This is a genomic window from Bordetella pertussis 18323 (assembly GCF_000306945.1).
GTDB classification, from domain to species: Bacteria; Pseudomonadota; Gammaproteobacteria; order Burkholderiales; family Burkholderiaceae_B; genus Bordetella; species Bordetella pertussis.
Genome location: NC_018518.1, coordinates 1514618 through 1531845, shown reverse-complemented (window position 1 = coordinate 1531845; position 17228 = coordinate 1514618). Strand labels below are relative to the sequence as shown.

The following is a 17228-nucleotide window of genomic DNA, read 5'->3' as shown; positions in this document are numbered from 1 at the left end:
ATGCATATCCTGGTTGCCGGTTTCCAACACGAAACCAACACCTTCGCGCCTTCCAAGGCCGGCTATGACAACTTCCTGCGCGGCGAAGGCTTTCCCGCCCTGGTGCGCGGCGACGACCTGCTGGCGCTGCTCGCCGTCAACATCCCCGCCGGCGGCTTCCTGAACGCGGCCCTGGCGGACGGCCACAGCGTGCACCCCGTCCTCTGGGCCGGCGCCAGCCCCTCGGCGCACGTCACGCGCGACGCCTTCGAGCGTATCGCCGGCGAGATCGAGGCGGCCGCCCGCGCCGGCCGCTACGACGCCGTCTACCTGGACCTGCACGGCGCCATGGTCACCGAACACCACGACGACGGCGAAGGCGAACTCCTGCGCCGCCTGCGCGACGCCGTCGGCCCCGCCACGCCCATCGTCGCCAGCCTGGACCTGCACGCCAACGTGACTCGCGCCATGCTGGCGCATGCCAGCGCGCTGGTGGCCTATCGCACCTATCCGCACGTCGACATGGCCGACACCGGCGCGCGCGCCGCCGCCCTGCTGCAAGCGCGCGCGCAGGCCGGCAAGCACTGGCATGGTGCCGCGCGGCGCCTGCCGTTCCTCATTCCCATCAACGGCATGTGCACCCAGCTCGAACCCGCCCGGGGCGTGTATGCCCTGCTGGCCGAGCTCGAGCGCAGCGAACCGGGCATCGCCAGCCTGTCCTGCGCCCTGGGCTTTCCGGCCGCCGATTTCCCCGAGTGCGGCCCGGTCGTCTGGGCCCACGGCCCCGACCGCGACGCCGTCGAGCGCGCCGTGCAGACCCTGGCCGACCGCATCGCCGGGCTCGAAGCCCAGTGGGCGCCCGACTTCCTCGCCCCGGACGAAGCCATCCGCCAGGCCCGGCAGCTGGCGCAAGGCGCCCGCCGCCCCGTGGTCATCGCCGACACGCAGGACAACCCCGGCGCCGGCGGCGACGCCAACACTACCGGCATGCTGCGCGCCCTCATCGACGCGGACGCCGACAACGCCGCCATCGGCCTCATGTGCGACCCCCAGGCCGTCGCCCAGGCCCTGGCCGCCGGCGTGGGCAAGTGCGTACGGCTGCGCCTGGGCGGCCAGTCCGGCGTCGCCGGCGACGCCCCCTGCGAAGCCGAATTCATCGTCGAACACCAGTCCGACGGCAAGACCCGCTACGACGGCCCCATGATGCACGGCATGGCGGCCGACCTCGGCCCCACCGTCTGCCTGCGCCACCGCGGCGTGCGCGTCATCGTCAGCAGCAACAAATCCCAGACCCTGGACCGCAACCTCATCCGCCTGGGCGGCATCGACCCCGAAGACCTCGCCATCCTGGTCGTCAAGAGCTCGGTGCACTTTCGCGCCGACTTCGAACCCATCGCCCACGCCGTGCTGATCGCCAAGGCGCCCGGCCCCATGCAGGCCGACCCCGCCGACCTGCCCTGGACGCGCCTGGCGCCCGGCATGCGCACCCGCCCGCGCGGCCGGCCCTTCGTCCCTGCCCGGCCCTGAAAGCCTGGCGGCCCGTCAAGCCGGCGAAAATTTTCCGCCGGCCGCTACCAAAACGGCCGGAATCCGTGTATAGTTGCGGACTTCATTGGGGCGGTAGCTCAGCTGGGAGAGCGTCGCGTTCGCAATGCGAAGGTCGGGAGTTCGATCCTCCTCCGCTCCACCAAACACCAGACGGAAAAGCCTTGGACACGCCACGTGGTCCAGGGCTTTTTTGTTTCCGGCGTGCCTGTCCCGGCGGGGACAGGCACGCCCTCCCCACGCCGCAACAAGCGCCTTGGGTCTGCCTCAGAACGCCGAGTACCCGCCGTTGGCGGCGATGGCCTCGCCGGTGATCATGCGCGACTCGTGGCTGGCCAGGAACAGCGCGATGTGGGCAATGTCGATCGGGTCGCCCTCGCGGCATGGATAGCGTTGCGCCGCGCCGGCTTGCGCCGGTGCGCCGGCGTCCAGGTTGCGCAGTATGCGTTCGGTGCGGATGCGGCCCGCGCAGATGGCGTTGACCCGCACTCCATGCGGCGCGTATTCGGCGGCCAGCGCGCGGGTCAGGGCAATCACCGCGCCCTTGGCGGCCGTGTAGGCATGCCCGCCGAAGCTGCCGCGCAGGCCGGCCCCGGACGACATGTTGACGACCGCGCCGCCGCCGGCGCGCACAATCGCCGGCACGGCGTGGCGGCAGCACAGCATGGTGCCGTCCAGGTCCAGGCGCAGGGTGCGGTTCCACAGCGCCAGATCCACCTTGTCCACCGCCGTATCGCCCGCCACCGATCCGCCGGCGCAGTTGAACAGCGTATCGATCCTGCCGAAATGCTCGACTGCCCGCCGTACGGCCTGGCGCACGCTGTCGTCGTCGGTCACGTCGGCGGCCACGCCTATCGCCTGCCCGCCCTGGCCGCAGATCCGGCCGGCCAGTTGCTCGATGGCGTCGGGGCGCCGATCCAGCAGCGCCAGCGCGGCGCCTTCGGCCGCGAAGCGCAGCGCAGCGGCGCTGCCTATGCCGCCGGCCGCGCCGGTGATCAGGGCGACCCGCCCGGCCAGCCTGCCGGCCGCCGGCGCGCAATCGGTGCGGCCTGCCGTGTTCAGGCCCCTGCGCCTGCCGCAGGCGGGAACCGTCCCGCCCACGGCGCGGCGCGCTCGAGCTGCGCGGCCAGGCGCAGCACCAGGTCGTCGCGGCCCAGGGCGCCGATCAGCTGCACGCCGATGGGCAGCCCCTGCCCGTCGATATGCAGGGGCACGCTGGCCGCCGGCTGCCCCGAGGCGTTGATGACGGCCAGGAAGGTCGTGTAGCGGGCCGCCTTCTGGCGAAACGATACGAAGTCGTCCGCCATGCTGATTTCGCCCAGCGGCACCGGCGGGCGCGTCAGGGTGGGCGACAGCAGCAGGTCGTAGCCCTGCATGCAGGCCGCCATGGCGCGGCCCACCGCGTGCAGCGCCTGGATCATGCCGGCGTAGTCGGTGGCGGAAATGCCGCGCGCGCGCCGATAGCCGTCCAGGATGGCCGGCTCCAGGTCGTCGTCGCGCAGGCCGCGCCGCAGGACGGCCAGGCGGGCGTCGACGGCCAGCGCGATATGCGTGCACAGAATGCCGATATGCGCCCGCACGAAGGCCTGGTAGTCGATGGGCGGCGCGGCGATGGCTTCGGTGGCGTGGCCCAATTGCCGGCACAGGGCCTCGGCCTGCGCCAGCGCCGCCGAGCACGCCGGATCGACCTCGATGCCGTCCCAGGCATGCTGCCACACGCCGATGCGCAATGGCCGCTCGAAAGGCTGGTCCAGGGCGGCCAGGTAGCCGCGTGCCGGCGACGCCGGCGCCGCATAGGGAGCGCCGCGCTCCATGCCGGCGATCGCATCGAGCGCGGCGGCGGTGTCGCGCACGCTGCGGCTCAGCACGCCATCGCCCGCCATGCCGCCCCATGCCTCGCCGCGCGCCGGCCCCAGGGGCACCAGGCCGCGGCTGGGCTTCAGGCCGAAGACGCCGCAGCACGACGCCGGAATGCGGATCGACCCGCCGCCGTCGCTGCCGTGGGCCAGGGGCACCACGCCGGTGGCGACCGCGATGGCGGCGCCGCCGCTGGAGCCGCCGGCCGAACGCTGCGGCGCCCAGGGGTTGCGGGCGGGCCCGCCGTTGACGAGCGCCTCGGTGGTGGGCGCCATGCACAGCGCCGGCACGGTGGTGCGGGCAAAGGGCAACAGGCCGGCGGCGTCGAAGCGTTCCACCAGCATGGCGTTGCCGGCAAAACGCATGTCCTTGCACAGCGCCAGCCCGATGCTCGAGGGCAGGCGGTCGCAGGCCAGGCCGGAGTCCTTCAACAGGAACGGCAGGCCGCCGAACACGCCCGTCGGCCGCCAGGCCGCCGCGCGCGCCAGCGCCGCGTCGTAGTCGGGATAGCACAGGGCGTTCAGGAGCTCGGCGCGCTGCCGGGCCAGCGTGATCGCGCATTGCATCAGGGCCTGCGGGTCGGTGGCGCCGGCCCGCAATTGCGCGGACAGCGCCAGGCCGTCCTGCTGCACGTATTGTTCGATGTTCATGACAGACGCCAAGGTCGACGAGCGCGATGGGTCAAGGCCAGGCCGGTCCGCCGTGGCGGGCCAGGAAGCTGCGCAGGTCCGCCACGCAGCGTTGCGGCAGGTACTCGCAGATGCTGTGCCGCTCGCCTTCGTAGACCAGGATCTCGGCCCGCTTGAGGTGGTCGCGCATGGGCTGGTAGGCGTCCATGGCGCCGATGCGGCCGGCCCCCGGAATCACCACCAGCGTCGGGCAGGTGATGCGGTGCAATTGATCGCCCCACTCCTGTTGCGCCATGTAGCCGACGAACCTGCCGATATAGGCCATGTCGTGATCGGACAGCGCATCGAGGAACTGCTCGCAGCGCGGCGTGCCGACCAGCTCCGGAGGGAAGCGATCGTCGATGGTGTCGGCCAGGAATTGCCGCAAGCCCTTTTCGGCCACTCGTTCGAGCCAGGTCGAAGCCTGGCTGTTGCGCAGGCCTGGCGCCGAACCGAACAGCGCCAGGGTCTCGATGCGTTGCGGGTGCTGCATGGCCAGATGCTGGCCCACGTAGCCGCCGGCCGAATTGCCGGCCAGGTGCACGCGCTCGCAGCCCAGGTGATCGAGCAAGGCCAGGATGTCCTCGGTCAGCACCTGCAGGTCCAAGGGCTTGTCCGCCGGCGGCACGTCGGACAGCCCATGCCCGCGCAGGTCGGCGCGCACCACGCGGTAATCGCGGCTCAGGCCGGGCACCCAGGAGTAGAAGCGCTGGGCATTGGCCATGGCGCCGTGCAGCAGCAGCAAGGTGGGTGCCTGCGTCCAGGGGTCGGTATAGTCGTCCAGGTAATAGCTCAAGCGCACGCCGTCGCGCTCATAGTAGTGCTGCATCATCGTCCTTTCCCTCGTTGGTCATGCGGCGCCGGCGGCCAGCGCCTGCCGTTGCCGGTACGCGTCCACCGCTTCCTCCATGCGCACGAACGTCGCGCCCTCGTCGATCAGGCGCCGCAGCAGGCGCTCGAGCATGCGCATGCGGTGGCCGCGGCCGATCACGAAAGGATGGAAGGTGTAGGTGATGACGCCCCAGTCGAAGTTCTCCTTCAGGTACAGGAAGTCCTCGATCCAGTTGTCCATCACGCTGTTGGCATTCATCAGGCCGGGGATGACGCTCTGCCCGGCGCGCACGAACTCGAAGTGCGGATAGTCGTCCAGCGACCAGCTGACAGGCACCTCGATCAGGCGGGTGGGCGCGCCGAACACCGCGGGTTCGTCCAGGGGAAAACTGTCTCCCTGGCGCACCGGATACGGCTGATAGTCGTGCCCCATCATGCTGCTGTCGTAGTCGAAGCCGTGCTCGAGCAGCAGCGCCAGGGTGTGCGGACTGAGGTCCCACGATGGCGAGCGGTAGCCGCGCGCGACCCGCCCCGTCAGCGTGCGGATCGCCTCGTTCGCGCGCACCAGGCCGTCGAGCTCTTCCTCGCGCGTCATCAGGTTGGGCGCGACGTGCGTCCAGCCGTGGTGGCCGATTTCATGGCCGGCCTCGTGCACGCGCCGGCAATGCTCCGGATAGCTGGCCAAGGTATGGCCGGGGATGAACCAGGTCGACGGCAGGCCCAGCCGTTCGAGCAAGTCCAGCACGCGGTCGGCCGCCACGGCGCAGAACTCGCCGCGCGACACCGGCGTCGGACTGTCCATGCCGCGCGCCAGCCACACCGAGATCGCGTCGAAATCGAAGGTCAGGCAAACCAGGGATTGTTTGGCGGCCATGGCTTACTCCAGTCGGATGTCCGCTTCCTTGACGAAGGCGCCCCAATCGCCAATCATCGTCTTCATCTGCGCCGTATGCTCGGCGGCGCTGTTGCCGATCAGGGTCAGGCCCAGGTCGCGGGTACGCTGTTGCACGGCGGGGTCGCGCAGGGCGCCGGTGTAATAGGCATTCAGCTTCTCGATGACCGCATCGGGCGTCCTGGCCGGGGCGTAGACGCCCCAGTACGTATCGGCGTTCACGCCCTGGATGCCGCGCGACACGAAGGTCGGCACCTCGGGCAGCAGCGGACTGGGCGCCTCGCCCGTCACCGCCAGCGCGCGCAGCTTGCCCGACTGGATATGCGGCAGGCCCGTCGTGGTGCCGCCGAAATACATCTGCACCTGCCCGCCCAGCAGCGCCGACATGGCCGGCGCCACGCCCTGGTACGGCACATGCACGACATCGATGCCCGCGGCGCGGCGGAACATCTCGCCCGCCATGTGGGTCGAGGTGCCGTAGCCGCCCGAGGCGAAGTTCAGCGTACCCGGCTTGGCCTTGGCCAGCGCGATCAGCTCGTCGAGGGTGTTGGCCGGCACCGACGGGTGCACCAGCAGCACCAGCGGCGCGCGCGCCAGCATCGTGACGCCGCGGAAATCCCGCAAAGTGTCATACGGCAGGTCTTTCATCAGCGAAGGGTTGACCAGCATCGACAGGTCGCCGCCCAGCACGGTGTAGCCATCCGGGGCCGCTTGCGCCACGTGCGAGGTGCCGATGACCGACGCGCCGCCCGGCCGGTTGTCGACCACCACCGATTGCCCCGCGGCGTCGGCCACCGGCTTTTGCAGCAGGCGCACCAGCACATCGGTGGTGCCGCCCGGCGGATAGGGCACCACGACGCGCAGCGCCCGTTCGGGAAAGCCCTGGGACAGCGCGGCGGCCGATACCCCGGCCATCGATACCGCCAGCACGGCAAGCAGCATGCTCTTGATCTTCATGTATATCCTCGCGACTAGGGTCTGATGTCTGATGCGCCATGATTCTAGGAGGCGCCCCGGGCCACGAATATGATCTACATTACATTCCCGCGCCCCTGCGGCGGCGCCATCACAGTCAAGCAATGAGCCAGGCAGCCAATCCGACCGCCCTCCCCGCCTGGGACCCGCCGGCGATCCTGGCGCAACTGCGCGCCAATACCTGCTTCGGGCACATGGCCGAACCGACGCTGGCCGCGTTCGCCGCCATCGCCCAATGGCGCCGGCTGGACCATGGCGAACTGCTGGCCGGACGCGGCACGCCCGCCCCCGGCGTGGTGATCATCCTCAAGGGCGCCATCCACACCAGCTCGTTTTCCGACGACGGCCACGAGTTCGCGCTGTCGATGCTGGAATTCGACGGCCTGTGGGGCGTCGCGGCGGTACTGGACGGCGGCGGGATGCTGCGCGACAGCCGGGCCTACCAGCAGACCGACATCCTGCTGCTGCCGCGCGCGGCCTTCCTGGACATACTGGACGGCGACCCCGGACTGTATCGCTACTTCGTCAAGCTGCTGTGCAGCCGCATACGCACCGCCCATGCCATCATCGACGAACTGGCGCTGCGCAGCCTGCCGCAACGGCTGCCGCGCCTGCTGGGCGCCCTGACGGCCGGGCGGCCCCGGCGACGACGAACGCGGCATCGCCGTGGCGCAGACCCAGGACGCCCTGGCCACCCTGCTGGGCGTGTCGCGCCATGCGGTCAACCGCGAACTCAGGCAATTGGCGAACCAGGGCCTGGTCGGACTGGGTTACGGGGAAATCTGGGTGCGGGACCTGGAACGCCTCAAACGGCTCTGGCACGAACGCGGCGCCCAACCCTGAACCAGGCCGCCGCCGCGCGGCCGTCGATGACGCATGCACACAAGTGCATACGTGTACATTTTCAAGGCTGTTTTCCACTAAAGCAAATCCGACATGGCACAGGCGGCCAAGCCGGACAACGGCACGCCGGCAAACCATCATCGCACTCAATAGCCCTATAAGTAAATACTATTGATGCAATCTTGCTAAGGAAAACCCCAATTCCCCGCCCGTTCATCCCGACCTAGACTTCCGCAAAACATCAATGCACACGTATGCCTTGCAAGCTGCCATGCAGTCAGCTTGCATGAACATGACCAGAACGCGGGGGATGCAATGGGATATCGGTCACCAGCCGTGGCGGCCATGCCGCCAGCCATGCTGTCCAGACGCCTCCCGGCCAGGCGCGCGCACGCCTGCGCGCGCCCGCTTCCTGCCCTCTCCAACGCGCGCGCCTCGCGCCTGACGCCCTTCCCGAGCAAGGCCTGGCCGGTCCAGGCCCACGGCTAGGTGTGAACTGTCAATAGGTTGTATTCGTCCAGGTTGAGTCTGGAGATGGGTACAGCGCACCCGATGCCTTGGTGGGGTCGATGCCAGTTGTAGTGGTGTAGCCAGGATTTCATGGCATCGGCTCGGTGTTGGGAGTTCTGGTAGGTGTGAGCGTAAGCCCACTCACGCAAGGCCGACTGGATGAAGCGTTCGGCCTTGCCATTGGTCTGTGGGCGGTAAGGTCGGGTAAAGCGGTGCTTGATGCCCAGCTCATGGCACAGCGCGGCGAAGGCGCGGCTGCGAAAGGCCGAGCCATTGTCGGTGAGCAAGCGCTGGATGGTCACGCCCAGGCGCTGGTAGTAGGCCACTGCGTCCTTGAGGAACTGGACGGCGCTGGGGAAGCGCTCGTCGGGGTGGATGTCGGTGAAGGCCACGCGGGCGTGGTCATCGATGGCCACGAAGACGAAGTCCCAGCCGGCCCCCTCAACGGTATCGCGTCGGTTGCCCGTGACCCGGTGGCCAGGGCGCTGGATACGTCCCAGCTTCTTGATGTCGATGTGCAGCAGATCGCCGGGGGCCTGATGCTCGTAGCGCACCACCGGCTCGGCCGGCTCCAGGTCGGCCAGGTGCGACAGACCGGCGCGGGCCAGGACGCGGCTGACGGTGCTGGCTGACACGCCCAGCGCCTGGGCGATGCGCGCTTGGGTCAGCCGCTTGCGGCGCAGCTCCACGATAGCCAGCGCCTTGGCCGGCGCAATCGCTCGGGGCGAGACCGTCGGGCGCGAGGACGCATCGGCCAAGCCCGCCTGGCCCTGAGCCAGGAAGCGGCCCAGCCATTTGCGCACAGTCGGCGCGGTGACCCCATAGGCGCGGGCCGCTTCAGGCACACAAACTTGATGGGCGATCAATTGCTGGACCATTTCGAGTCGACGTAGGAAGGTCAATCGGGCATGCTTATGGGTGTTCATCCGGCCGGGCTCCTTGAGTGAACTGGGGGGGTGGCGATTTCCAGTTTCTCAAATCCGGTTCGGATGAACCATGCATACAACCTATTGAATCTTCACAACTAGCCGATCAGGCCGCCCAGCAGCAGCATCGCCAGCACCAGCCAGAAGATCCCGGCCACGATGGCGCGCCCCATGAAGGCGCGCACCGCGGTCCACAGCAGGAGCAGGCCCAGCACCAGCAAGGCAAAATTGAACACCGACGGGCTCATGCCCAGCGCCGAGGCCAGGCCACCGAAGAAATCGCCCAGAGCCCGCCCCAGCCCGCCGAACACATAGCGCAGGCCATCGACGATGGCGCGTATCACCGCGCCCAGCATGGCGCCCAGCGAGCCGAAAAAACTGTCTTCGTTCTGCATCTCGTTCCGTGACGCGTGCGTCGTGCATGGCGGCCGGCCATCCAGCCGCGCTGACTGCTGTTATATCCGATTCGGCGCGCCCGCCAAGCAGAGCGGCCCGGTTGGTTGTTTAATACGGCTTCCAGATGTTTACACGCGCGGCCGCCTCGGACGGCCGCGGAAGGACCGACAGACATGGCATTTGATTTCGATTTGTACGTCATCGGCGCCGGCTCCGGCGGCGTGCGCGCGGCGCGCTTCGCGGCCGGCTACGGGGCCCGCGTGGCGGTGGCGGAAAGCCGCTACCTGGGCGGCACCTGCGTCAACGTGGGCTGCGTGCCCAAGAAGCTGCTGGTCTACGGCGCGCATTTCCACGAAGACTTCGAGCAGGCGGCCGGCTTCGGCTGGAACCCGGGCCGCCCGGAGTTCGACTGGCCCACGCTGATCGCCAACAAGAACCGCGAAATCGAACGCCTGAACGGCATCTACCGCAACCTGCTGGTCAACAGCGGCGTCGCGCTGCACGAAGGCCACGCCCGCATCGTCGACCCGCACACCGTCGAAATCAACGGGCAGCGCCACAGCGCGCAACACATCCTGGTGGCCACCGGCGGCTGGCCGTTCGTGCCCGACATCCCGGGCAAGGAACACGCCATCACGTCCAACGACGCCTTCTTCCTGCCCGAGCTGCCGCGCCGGGTGCTGGTGGTGGGCGGCGGCTACATCGCGGTGGAATTCGCCTCCATTTTCGATGGCCTGGGCGCGCAGACCGTGCAGGTCTACCGGCGCGAACTGTTCCTGCGCGGCTTCGACGGCAGCGTGCGCGAGCACCTGCGCGACGAACTGGTCAAGAAAGGCCTGGACCTGCGCTTCAATACCGACGTCGAACGCATCGACAAGCGCGCCGATGGCGTGCTGGCGGTCACGCTGTCCGACGGCTCGGTGCTCGAAACCGATTGCGTCTTCTACGCCACCGGCCGGCGCGCCATGCTCGACGACCTGGGCCTGGAGAACACCGGCGTGCGGCTGGCCGAGTCCGGCTACATCGAGGTGGACGACGAATACCGCACCAGCGAGCCGTCCATCCTCGCCATCGGCGACGTGATCGGCCGCGTGCCGCTCACCCCCGTGGCGCTGGCCGAAGGCATGGCCGTGGCGCGCCGCCTGTTCCGCCCGCAGGAGTACCGCAAGGTCGACTACGACCTCATCCCCACCGCCGTCTTCAGCCTGCCCAACATCGGCACGGTCGGCCTGACCACCGAGCAGGCCCTCGAACGCGGATTTCGGGTCACCCGCTACGAAAGCCGCTTCCGGCCCATGAAACTGACCCTGACCCAGAGCCAGGAAAAGACCCTGATGAAGCTGGTGGTCGACGCCGACAGCCAGAAAGTGCTGGGCTGCCACATGGTAGGCCCGGACGCCGGCGAAATCGTCCAGGGGCTGGCCGTGGCCCTCAAGGCCGGCGCCACCAAGCAGGTCTTCGACGACACCATCGGCATCCACCCCACCGCCGCCGAGGAATTCGTCACGATGAGAACGGCAACCTAACCCCCGGGTGCCTGTCCCCACAGGGGGACTGGCACCCGCCAATTGCTTGCCTGTCCCCACTGGGGGACTGGCACCCGCAAGATTTCATGGCGTCTGCCCGTGCGTGTGCCTGTCCCCGCGGGGACAGATACCGTCTTGGCAGTCAACCGTTCATGGCGTAATTGGGCTGGTAGGGGATGCGGTTTTTGAGGACCCCGAAGCACAGATGCACCAGTTTTCTCATGGCCGCGCCCAGCGCGGCCTTTTTGCTTTTTCCTGCTTTGAGCAGGCGCTGGTAAAGGGCGCGGATGTGGGGGTTGTGGCGGGTCCCAACCAGGGCCGCCATGTATAACGTGGCGCGCACCTGGGAGGGGCCGGCTTTGGACAGGCGTGCGCAGCTGTTCAGACTGCTGCCGGATTGGCGCTGCACAGGGACCACCCCGAGATAGGCGGCCAGGCTCTGGGCGGAGTCGATATGCCGATTGTGCATGACGGCCAGGATGGCGTTGCCGGCCTGAGGCCCGATGGCGGGGATGGAGTTCAGCAGCTCGCAGTCTTGCTTGAGGTCGGGGTGGTTGTCGATGTGCTGATCGATCGCCCGCTCGATTTGTTTGATCTGTTCGCGCAAGAACGCGATGGCCTTGTCGATGGAACCATCGACCAAGGGCGCCGAGGGGCTGAACTGGCTCTTCTCTTTGCGATTGAGCTCACGCAACAGATCCTTGCTCAGCGCCTCGCGTCGCGTCAACAAGGCGCGCAGTTGACGCGCATGCAAGGGCGCCGGGTGCCACAGCGCCGGGCTCAGCGTCTGTCCATAGCGAGCCAGCACGTAGCTGTCGAGCGCATCATTTTTGGAGCGCAGCGCCAAGGCCTTGGCAAAGTCCCGGGCCTGGGCGGGATTGACCAAAGAGACCCGGACCTGGGGCAGCGCCGTGGCCGCTTGCTCGTGATACAGACCCGTAGGCTCCAGGATGGCGTGCAACTGCGCCGGCTGTGCGCCGTGTTTGGCGCACCACGCCAGCAGGGCTTGTACGCCCGCGGCGGTGTTGACCACCACCTTAGTCTTATGCTTGTCAGCCTCAGCCGTCAGCAACGTGCAATCCAGCTTGGCCTTTGATACATCAATACCTATGAAAACATGGACTTGGCCTCCTGCAGATAACAAACTGCTGTCAGCCACTGCGCCCACTTGCCTTGTACATACAGGGTCCTCGCCCTACGATACCGTCCAGTGTCTCGCCGGCCCAGCAGTGCGCTGCCGAGCCGCTATCTGTCCCACAAAGTCCTCGCTTTGGGCACCAACTCGCGGTCATCGGCGTGCGGTGGTGATAGCTAATCACCACCGGAGGAAAGATACAAGGCACCAAAAATTCCCCCTGTTACGCAACAGTTCTGCGCTAGAGTGATAACCGCGCGCCATCCGCGCGTCCACCTTGCGTGCCGCCATGCCCGAACCGACCCAACTGCTTGCCTTCGCCCTGATCTGCCTGGGCATGACGCTCACGCCCGGCCCCAACATGATGTACCTGGTGTCGCGCTCGCTGTCGCAGGGCTACCGCGCCGGGCTGGTTTCGCTGGCCGGCGCTGCGCCCGGGCGGGCAGTCGCCATTCCAGGTGCGCGCCCTGGCGCCCAGCCCGCCGCGCCGCCTGTTCGCCATGGGGCTGTTCACCGCCCTGCTCAATCCCAAGATCGCCGTGCTGTACCTGTCGCTGCTGCCGCAGTTCATCGACCCGCAGCAAGGCAGCGTCCTGACCCAGTCGCTGGCCCTGGGCTTCACCCAGGTCGGCATCAGCATCTGCGTCAACGCGCTGTTCACCGTCATGGCCGGCGCCATCGCGGTATTCCTGGCGCGCCGGCCCATGTGGATGGTGGCGCAGCGCTGGCTGATGGGTTCGGTGCTGGCCGGCCTGGCGGTGCGCATGGCCCTGGACGCCCGCCGCTGATTCCCCAAACCGTGGCGCCGCGGCGCCGCGCGGCAAAGTGCGATAATTGCCTGTTGCGCCGCCGGGGCGCACCGGAGAAATTGCTTTGACCCGTATCGATGACCCGCTGCACGATCGCGAAGCCGGCCAGGCCGACGCGACGCAAGACACCACCCGCATCGACGACGTGCGCATCGGCGCCGTGCGTCCCCTGATTTCGCCCGCCCTGCTGCAGGACGAACTGCCGGTATCGGCGCCGCTGCAGGCGCTGGTCGAGGGAGGACAGCCGCGCGCGCATCGCCGACGTGCTGCACGGCCGCGACGACCGGCTGGTGGTGGTGGTCGGCCCCTGCTCCATCCACGACCACGAACAGGCCATGGAGTACGCGCGCCAGCTCAAGGAGGCGGCCGACACGCTGGCCGACGACCTGCTCATCGTCATGCGCGTGTACTTCGAGAAGCCGCGCACCACCGTGGGCTGGAAGGGCTACATCAACGATCCGCGCCTGGACGGCAGTTTCCGCATCAACGAAGGCCTGCGCCGCGCGCGCCACCTGCTGCTGGAAATCGGCGCCCTGGGACTGCCCATCGCCACCGAATTCCTGGACCTGCTCAGCCCGCAATACATCGCCGACCTGATCGCCTGGGGCGCGATCGGCGCGCGCACCACCGAAAGCCCCAGCCACCGGCAACTGGCCTCGGGCCTGAGCTACCCGCTGGGTTTCAAGAACGGCACCGACGGCGGCATCCAGGTGGCGGCCGACGCCATCGTGGCCGCCAGCGCCCCGCATGCCTTCATGGGCATGACCAAGATGGGCACCGCCGCCATCTTCGAGACGCGCGGCAACGACGACACCCACGTCATCCTGCGCGGCGGCAAGCAAGGCCCCAACTACGACGCGGCCGCCATCGACGCCTGCTGTGCGGCGCTGGCCAAGGCCGGCCTGCGCGAGCAGGTCATGGTCGACTGCTCGCACGCCAATTCGAACAAGTCGCACGCGCGCCAGGTCGACGTGGCGCGCGACCTGGCCCGGCAACTGGCCGGCGGCGACCGCCGCATCATCGGCATCATGATCGAAAGCAACCTCGAGGAAGGCCGCCAGGATCTCAAGCCCGGCGTGCCGCTCAAGCGCGGCGTGTCCATCACCGACGCCTGCCTGAGCTGGGCCCAGACCGAGCCGGTGCTGGCCGAGCCGGTGCTGGCCGAGCTGGCCCAGGCCGTGCGCCAGCGCCGCAAAGGCTGAGCCTGCCTCAGGCCGGCGGCTCGCCGGCCCATTGCCCCACGGCCGCCAGCTGCGCGGCATACTCGCCGAACCCGGCCCGCAGCCCCAGCGCCGCGGGCCGGCGCACTGCCCGCTCCACGTGGACGCGCCACAGGCGCTGGGCGCCCGGATACGCCGCGGGCGCCCCGGCCTCGGCCAGCACTTCGGCGCGCCCGCACAGCTGCAGCAGGTCGCCGCGCGCGAAATCCACGAACACCAGGCCGGCGCGCGGATTGGCCAGCAGATTGCCCAGGGTATTGAAGAAGCGATTGCCGGAGAAATCCGGCATCGTCAGCGTATCGCCGCGCAGGTGCACGAAGCCGGGCGGCCCGCCCCGATGCGACACGTCCACCGCGTGCGGGCCGGCCTGGCGCGCGTAGCTGGCCACGAACAGCGTATCGGCCTGCCCGACCAGCGTGCGCGCGGCCGCGTCCAGGCCCGCCAGCCAGCGCGCCGGCTGCGGCGCGGGCGCGGCCTGGCGCGCATGGCGGGTCTGTATGTATTGCGGGCAGTTGCCGAACGACTGCGTCACCGCCACGCAGAACCCCTGTCCGTCCAGCGCGGCGACATGGCCGTTGACGCGATTGCGCCGCCGCGTGGACAGCTCGATGCCCAACATGCCCACGCCGGCGCCATGCGCCAGGCCGGCGCGCGCGGGGTCGTCGCCGGCGGGCCAGGCATCCAGGCGCAAGGTGCGCTCGTCGGGGCTGTGCGCGAAACCCGGCGGCCCCTCCAGCACGCTGGCCCAGGGGTCGCCTTGCGCATCGACCGTGGCCAGCAGCATGAACGGCAGCTGGGCAAAGAAATCGCGATGCTGCTGCGGCATGTAGTCGCGGATGACGCGCGGCCCCAATTGCGCCATGCGTTCGCGCGCGCCGGCGCGCTCCTGCATGGCCAGCTCGCCGCCATGCCAGGGGCCGTCGGCCAGGCCAGGGAGATCGGTATGGAAAACCAGCGAATCGCTCATCAAGGCACCGGGAATGTCGTATCGAACAACCGCCATGATGCCCGCCGCGCGGCCCGCGCGGCGCCGGCGCAAAACAGTGTTGCAGCCGCCGCAATGCCGTGCCCGCTGGTACGGCAGCGCCGTCAGGCCGGCAGCTCGCCCAGTTCGGCGCGCAGGCGCTCCACGCAGAATTCCACGAAGCTGCGCACCTTGGCGGCGCCCTTGCGCCCTTCCGGATACACCACATGCACCGGCAGGGGCGGCGGCTCGAATTCGCGCAGAACCACCTGCAGCGCGCCCTCGCGCAGCGCACCGGCGGCCTGGTAGGACACCACCTGCGCCAGGCCCCAGCCCTGCACAGCGGCGCGCACCGCGGCCTGCGACGACGTCACGGTAAGTTGCGCCTGCACGTCCAGGTCGCGGGCATGGCCGTCACAGACAAAGCGCCAGCGGTCCATTTGCCCTTCCATCACCACGCTGACCGTGCAATAGCGCGGCAGCATGTCCGGATGCGACGGCACGCCGGCGCGCGCCAGGAAATCCGGCGCCGCGCACACGATGCGGCGCACGTCGCCCACATGGATGGCGGTCAGGCTGGAGTCGGGCAGGCGGCCGATGCGCACCGCCACATCCACGCCTTCGTCGAGCAACCGCACCACGCGATCGACCAGCAAGGCGCGCAGCCGCACCTGCCGGTGCTGGCGCAGGTAATCGACGATGGCCGGCATCACGTGCAGTTCGCCGAACAGCGCCGGCGCCGTCACCGACAGTTCGCCGCGCGGCTGGACCCGCCCGCCGGCGGCCGCCTCCTCGGCCTGCGCCAGGCTGTCGAGCACCGCGCGGCAATCGTGCGCGAACTGTTCGCCGGCGTCGGTCAGGCGTACGTGGCGCGTGGTGCGCACCAGCAGCAGGATGCCCAGGCGCGCCTCCAGCGCCGCCACCGCGCGCGTCACGGTCGAGGCCGACAGGCCCAGCCGCCGGCCCGCGGCGGCGAAGCTGCGCGCCTCGGCCACGGCCAGGAACAGGCTTACCTCCTGGAATTTGTCCACTGCGCCTTCTCCGGCTGCGCCCCAAAGCGCGCATCATCCCGCGTCGGCGCCGCGCCGTCCAGCCGGCCCGGCGCCCGCGCGCGGCGCGCGCCCCAACCGTGCCCGGCCTCAACTATCATGGACATTCCGTCTGTTCCCAGTTTTAAGGAGTTGCCCATGATCTGGAAGTTGATCCCCATTGCACTGCTGGCCGGCCTGACCGCCTGCGCCTCCGGCACCCGGACGGACTCCAGCCCGCCGGCCTCCAGCCAGACTTCCTCCAGCGCCGCGCCCGGGTCGGCAACGACGCCCAGCGGCCCGGACTGCGACGCCCAGCCGGTGCAGAACCTGGTGGGGCAGAAATATTCGGACTCGGTCGGCAACGACGCGCTGCGGCGCTCGAACTCGGGGTCGATGCGCCTGCTCAAGCCCGGCCAGGTCATGACCATGGAATACAACGCGCGCCGCCTGAACATCATCCTGGAGGGCAACGGCAGCATCAGCGCCCTGCGCTGCGGCTGATGCCCGCGGGCCCCGGCGCCGCCGGGGCCGCACTCTCGCAGGATCAGGCAAGAATCCTGCAGCAATCGGCATTGCCGCCACGGGCCTCGGTTTCCTATTCTTTGCGGGTCGTGCGCGCCGCCAGGGCGCGCCCCCGCTCATCGGAAGGAAACCCCCAATGCCGACGCTCAATATCAATGGCAAGGACACCGTACTGGACGCCCCCGGCGAGATGCCGCTGCTGTGGGCCCTGCGCGATGTGGCCGACCTGACCGGCACCAAGTACGGTTGCGGCATGGCGCTATGCGGCGCCTGCACCGTGCACGCCGACGGCCAGCCCATCCGCGCCTGTATCACGCCCGTGCAGGCGGTCGCCGGCCGCCGCATCGTCACCATCGAAGGCGTGGCCGCCGACCGCACCGGCCAGGCCGTGCAGCAGGCCTGGCGCGAACTGGATGTGGCCCAGTGCGGCTACTGCCAGTCGGGCCAGATCATGTCCGCCGCCGCCCTGCTGCGCGCCAATCCCGCCCCCACCGACCGCGACATCGACGACGCCATGAACGGCAATATCTGCCGTTGCGCCACGTACGTGCGCATCCGCGCCGCCATCCACGCCGCCGCCGCGGCCCTGGCCTGAGGGA

At 69.1% G+C, this 17228-nt stretch carries 14 protein-coding genes, 1 tRNA gene and 3 pseudogenes; 8 read left to right on the top strand and 10 right to left on the bottom strand.

Annotated elements, in window-relative coordinates; genetic code table 11:
- Both BN118_RS07250 and BN118_RS07245 read left to right on the top strand, forming a co-directional pair.
- Nucleotides 1–1506 carry a M81 family metallopeptidase gene (locus BN118_RS07250; protein WP_014905672.1) on the top strand — a complete coding sequence of 502 codons (1506 nt, stop codon included), beginning with the start codon at nucleotides 1–3 and terminating at the stop codon, nucleotides 1504–1506.
- Between the two features lie 87 nt (nucleotides 1507–1593).
- Nucleotides 1594–1669: transfer RNA gene (locus BN118_RS07245), tRNA-Ala, on the top strand.
- 122 nt (nucleotides 1670–1791) lie between these two features.
- Here BN118_RS07245 and BN118_RS07240 read toward each other — a convergent pair.
- From BN118_RS07240 to BN118_RS07220, 5 genes are read right to left on the bottom strand one after another with little or no spacing between them, the layout of a single operon-like run.
- Nucleotides 1792–2625, bottom strand: coding sequence for an SDR family NAD(P)-dependent oxidoreductase (locus BN118_RS07240; protein WP_019247851.1), 834 nt, complete (start codon nucleotides 2623–2625; stop codon nucleotides 1792–1794).
- Nucleotides 2583–4031 carry an amidase gene (locus BN118_RS07235; protein ID WP_014905670.1) on the bottom strand — a complete coding sequence of 483 codons (1449 nt, stop codon included), beginning with the start codon at nucleotides 4029–4031 and terminating at the stop codon, nucleotides 2583–2585. The genes BN118_RS07240 and BN118_RS07235 overlap by 43 nt, the downstream gene beginning before the upstream one ends.
- A 31-nt stretch (nucleotides 4032–4062) precedes the next feature.
- Nucleotides 4063–4881, bottom strand: coding sequence for an alpha/beta fold hydrolase (locus BN118_RS07230; protein WP_003812040.1), 819 nt, complete (start codon nucleotides 4879–4881; stop codon nucleotides 4063–4065).
- A gap of 18 nt (nucleotides 4882–4899) precedes the next feature.
- Nucleotides 4900–5754 (bottom strand): polysaccharide deacetylase family protein, encoded by an 855-nt coding sequence (locus BN118_RS07225; protein WP_014905669.1) that lies wholly within the window; start codon nucleotides 5752–5754, stop codon nucleotides 4900–4902.
- 3 nt (nucleotides 5755–5757) lie between these two features.
- Nucleotides 5758–6729, bottom strand: a complete 972-nt coding sequence (locus BN118_RS07220) for a tripartite tricarboxylate transporter substrate binding protein (protein WP_003812044.1) — start codon at nucleotides 6727–6729, stop codon at nucleotides 5758–5760.
- A gap of 122 nt (nucleotides 6730–6851) precedes the next feature.
- On the opposite strand from BN118_RS07220, the pseudogene BN118_RS21350 reads away from it, so the two are divergent.
- Nucleotides 6852–7590 (top strand): annotated as a pseudogene (locus BN118_RS21350) (Crp/Fnr family transcriptional regulator).
- A gap of 485 nt (nucleotides 7591–8075) precedes the next feature.
- On the opposite strand, the gene BN118_RS07210 reads toward BN118_RS21350, so the two are convergent.
- Together BN118_RS07210 and BN118_RS07205 are read right to left on the bottom strand one after the other, a co-directional pair.
- Nucleotides 8076–9026 carry an IS481-like element IS481 family transposase gene (locus BN118_RS07210; protein ID WP_014905668.1) on the bottom strand — a complete coding sequence of 317 codons (951 nt, stop codon included), beginning with the start codon at nucleotides 9024–9026 and terminating at the stop codon, nucleotides 8076–8078.
- A 98-nt stretch (nucleotides 9027–9124) separates the two neighbouring features.
- Nucleotides 9125–9421 carry a hypothetical protein gene (locus tag BN118_RS07205; protein ID WP_003812172.1) on the bottom strand — a complete coding sequence of 99 codons (297 nt, stop codon included), beginning with the start codon at nucleotides 9419–9421 and terminating at the stop codon, nucleotides 9125–9127.
- Nucleotides 9422–9595: 174 nt separating this feature from the next.
- On the opposite strand from BN118_RS07205, the gene gorA reads away from it, so the two are divergent.
- Complete coding sequence (gene gorA / locus BN118_RS07200; RefSeq protein ID WP_010930747.1) at nucleotides 9596–10948, top strand: glutathione-disulfide reductase; 1353 nt, start codon at nucleotides 9596–9598, stop codon at nucleotides 10946–10948.
- 142 nt (nucleotides 10949–11090) lie between these two features.
- Here gorA and BN118_RS07195 read toward each other — a convergent pair whose 3' ends face one another.
- Nucleotides 11091–12107, bottom strand: a complete 1017-nt coding sequence (locus tag BN118_RS07195; RefSeq protein WP_014905421.1) for an IS110-like element IS1663 family transposase — start codon at nucleotides 12105–12107, stop codon at nucleotides 11091–11093.
- Nucleotides 12108–12372: 265 nt separating this feature from the next.
- Between BN118_RS07195 and BN118_RS07190 the strand changes: the two are divergent.
- Both BN118_RS07190 and BN118_RS07185 read left to right on the top strand, forming a co-directional pair.
- Nucleotides 12373–12871: pseudogene (locus BN118_RS07190) on the top strand (LysE family translocator).
- Nucleotides 12872–12956: 85 nt separating this feature from the next.
- A pseudogene (locus BN118_RS07185) lies at nucleotides 12957–14094 on the top strand (3-deoxy-7-phosphoheptulonate synthase).
- 7 nt (nucleotides 14095–14101) lie between these two features.
- Here BN118_RS07185 and BN118_RS07180 read toward each other — a convergent pair.
- Together BN118_RS07180 and BN118_RS07175 are read right to left on the bottom strand one after the other, a co-directional pair.
- Complete coding sequence (locus BN118_RS07180) at nucleotides 14102–15115, bottom strand: pyridoxamine 5'-phosphate oxidase family protein (RefSeq protein WP_010930748.1); 1014 nt, start codon at nucleotides 15113–15115, stop codon at nucleotides 14102–14104.
- 86 nt (nucleotides 15116–15201) lie between these two features.
- Nucleotides 15202–16107, bottom strand: coding sequence for a LysR family transcriptional regulator (locus BN118_RS07175; RefSeq protein ID WP_010930749.1), 906 nt, complete (start codon nucleotides 16105–16107; stop codon nucleotides 15202–15204).
- Nucleotides 16108–16263: 156 nt separating this feature from the next.
- Here BN118_RS07175 and BN118_RS07170 point away from each other — a divergent pair, with 156 nt between their 5' ends.
- Nucleotides 16264–16608 (top strand): I78 family peptidase inhibitor, encoded by a 345-nt coding sequence (locus tag BN118_RS07170; RefSeq protein WP_003812179.1) that lies wholly within the window; start codon nucleotides 16264–16266, stop codon nucleotides 16606–16608.
- 157 nt (nucleotides 16609–16765) lie between these two features.
- Nucleotides 16766–17224: a (2Fe-2S)-binding protein gene (locus BN118_RS07165; RefSeq protein WP_010930750.1), complete on the top strand. Its 459-nt coding sequence runs from the start codon at nucleotides 16766–16768 to the stop codon at nucleotides 17222–17224.
- The last annotated feature ends 4 nt before the right edge of the window (nucleotides 17225–17228 follow it).

Excerpts from the sequence above, each read along its gene's own strand:
- BN118_RS07210 (WP_014905668.1), bottom strand. The coding sequence starts at position 9,026 with ATGAACACCCATAAGCATGCCCGATTGACCTTCCTACGTCGACTCGAA.
- BN118_RS07225 (WP_014905669.1), bottom strand. The coding sequence starts at position 5,754 with ATGGCCGCCAAACAATCCCTGGTTTGCCTGACCTTCGATTTCGACGCG.
- gorA (WP_010930747.1), top strand. The coding sequence starts at position 9,596 with ATGGCATTTGATTTCGATTTGTACGTCATCGGCGCCGGCTCCGGCGGC.
- BN118_RS07180 (WP_010930748.1), bottom strand. The coding sequence starts at position 15,115 with ATGGCGGTTGTTCGATACGACATTCCCGGTGCCTTGATGAGCGATTCG.
- BN118_RS07165 (WP_010930750.1), top strand. The coding sequence starts at position 16,766 with ATGCCGACGCTCAATATCAATGGCAAGGACACCGTACTGGACGCCCCC.
- BN118_RS07250 (WP_014905672.1), top strand. The coding sequence starts at position 1 with ATGCATATCCTGGTTGCCGGTTTCCAACACGAAACCAACACCTTCGCG.
- BN118_RS07230 (WP_003812040.1), bottom strand. The coding sequence starts at position 4,881 with ATGATGCAGCACTACTATGAGCGCGACGGCGTGCGCTTGAGCTATTAC.
- BN118_RS07205 (WP_003812172.1), bottom strand. The coding sequence starts at position 9,421 with ATGCAGAACGAAGACAGTTTTTTCGGCTCGCTGGGCGCCATGCTGGGC.
- BN118_RS07220 (WP_003812044.1), bottom strand. The coding sequence starts at position 6,729 with ATGAAGATCAAGAGCATGCTGCTTGCCGTGCTGGCGGTATCGATGGCC.
- BN118_RS07235 (WP_014905670.1), bottom strand. The coding sequence starts at position 4,031 with ATGAACATCGAACAATACGTGCAGCAGGACGGCCTGGCGCTGTCCGCG.
- BN118_RS07170 (WP_003812179.1), top strand. The coding sequence starts at position 16,264 with ATGATCTGGAAGTTGATCCCCATTGCACTGCTGGCCGGCCTGACCGCC.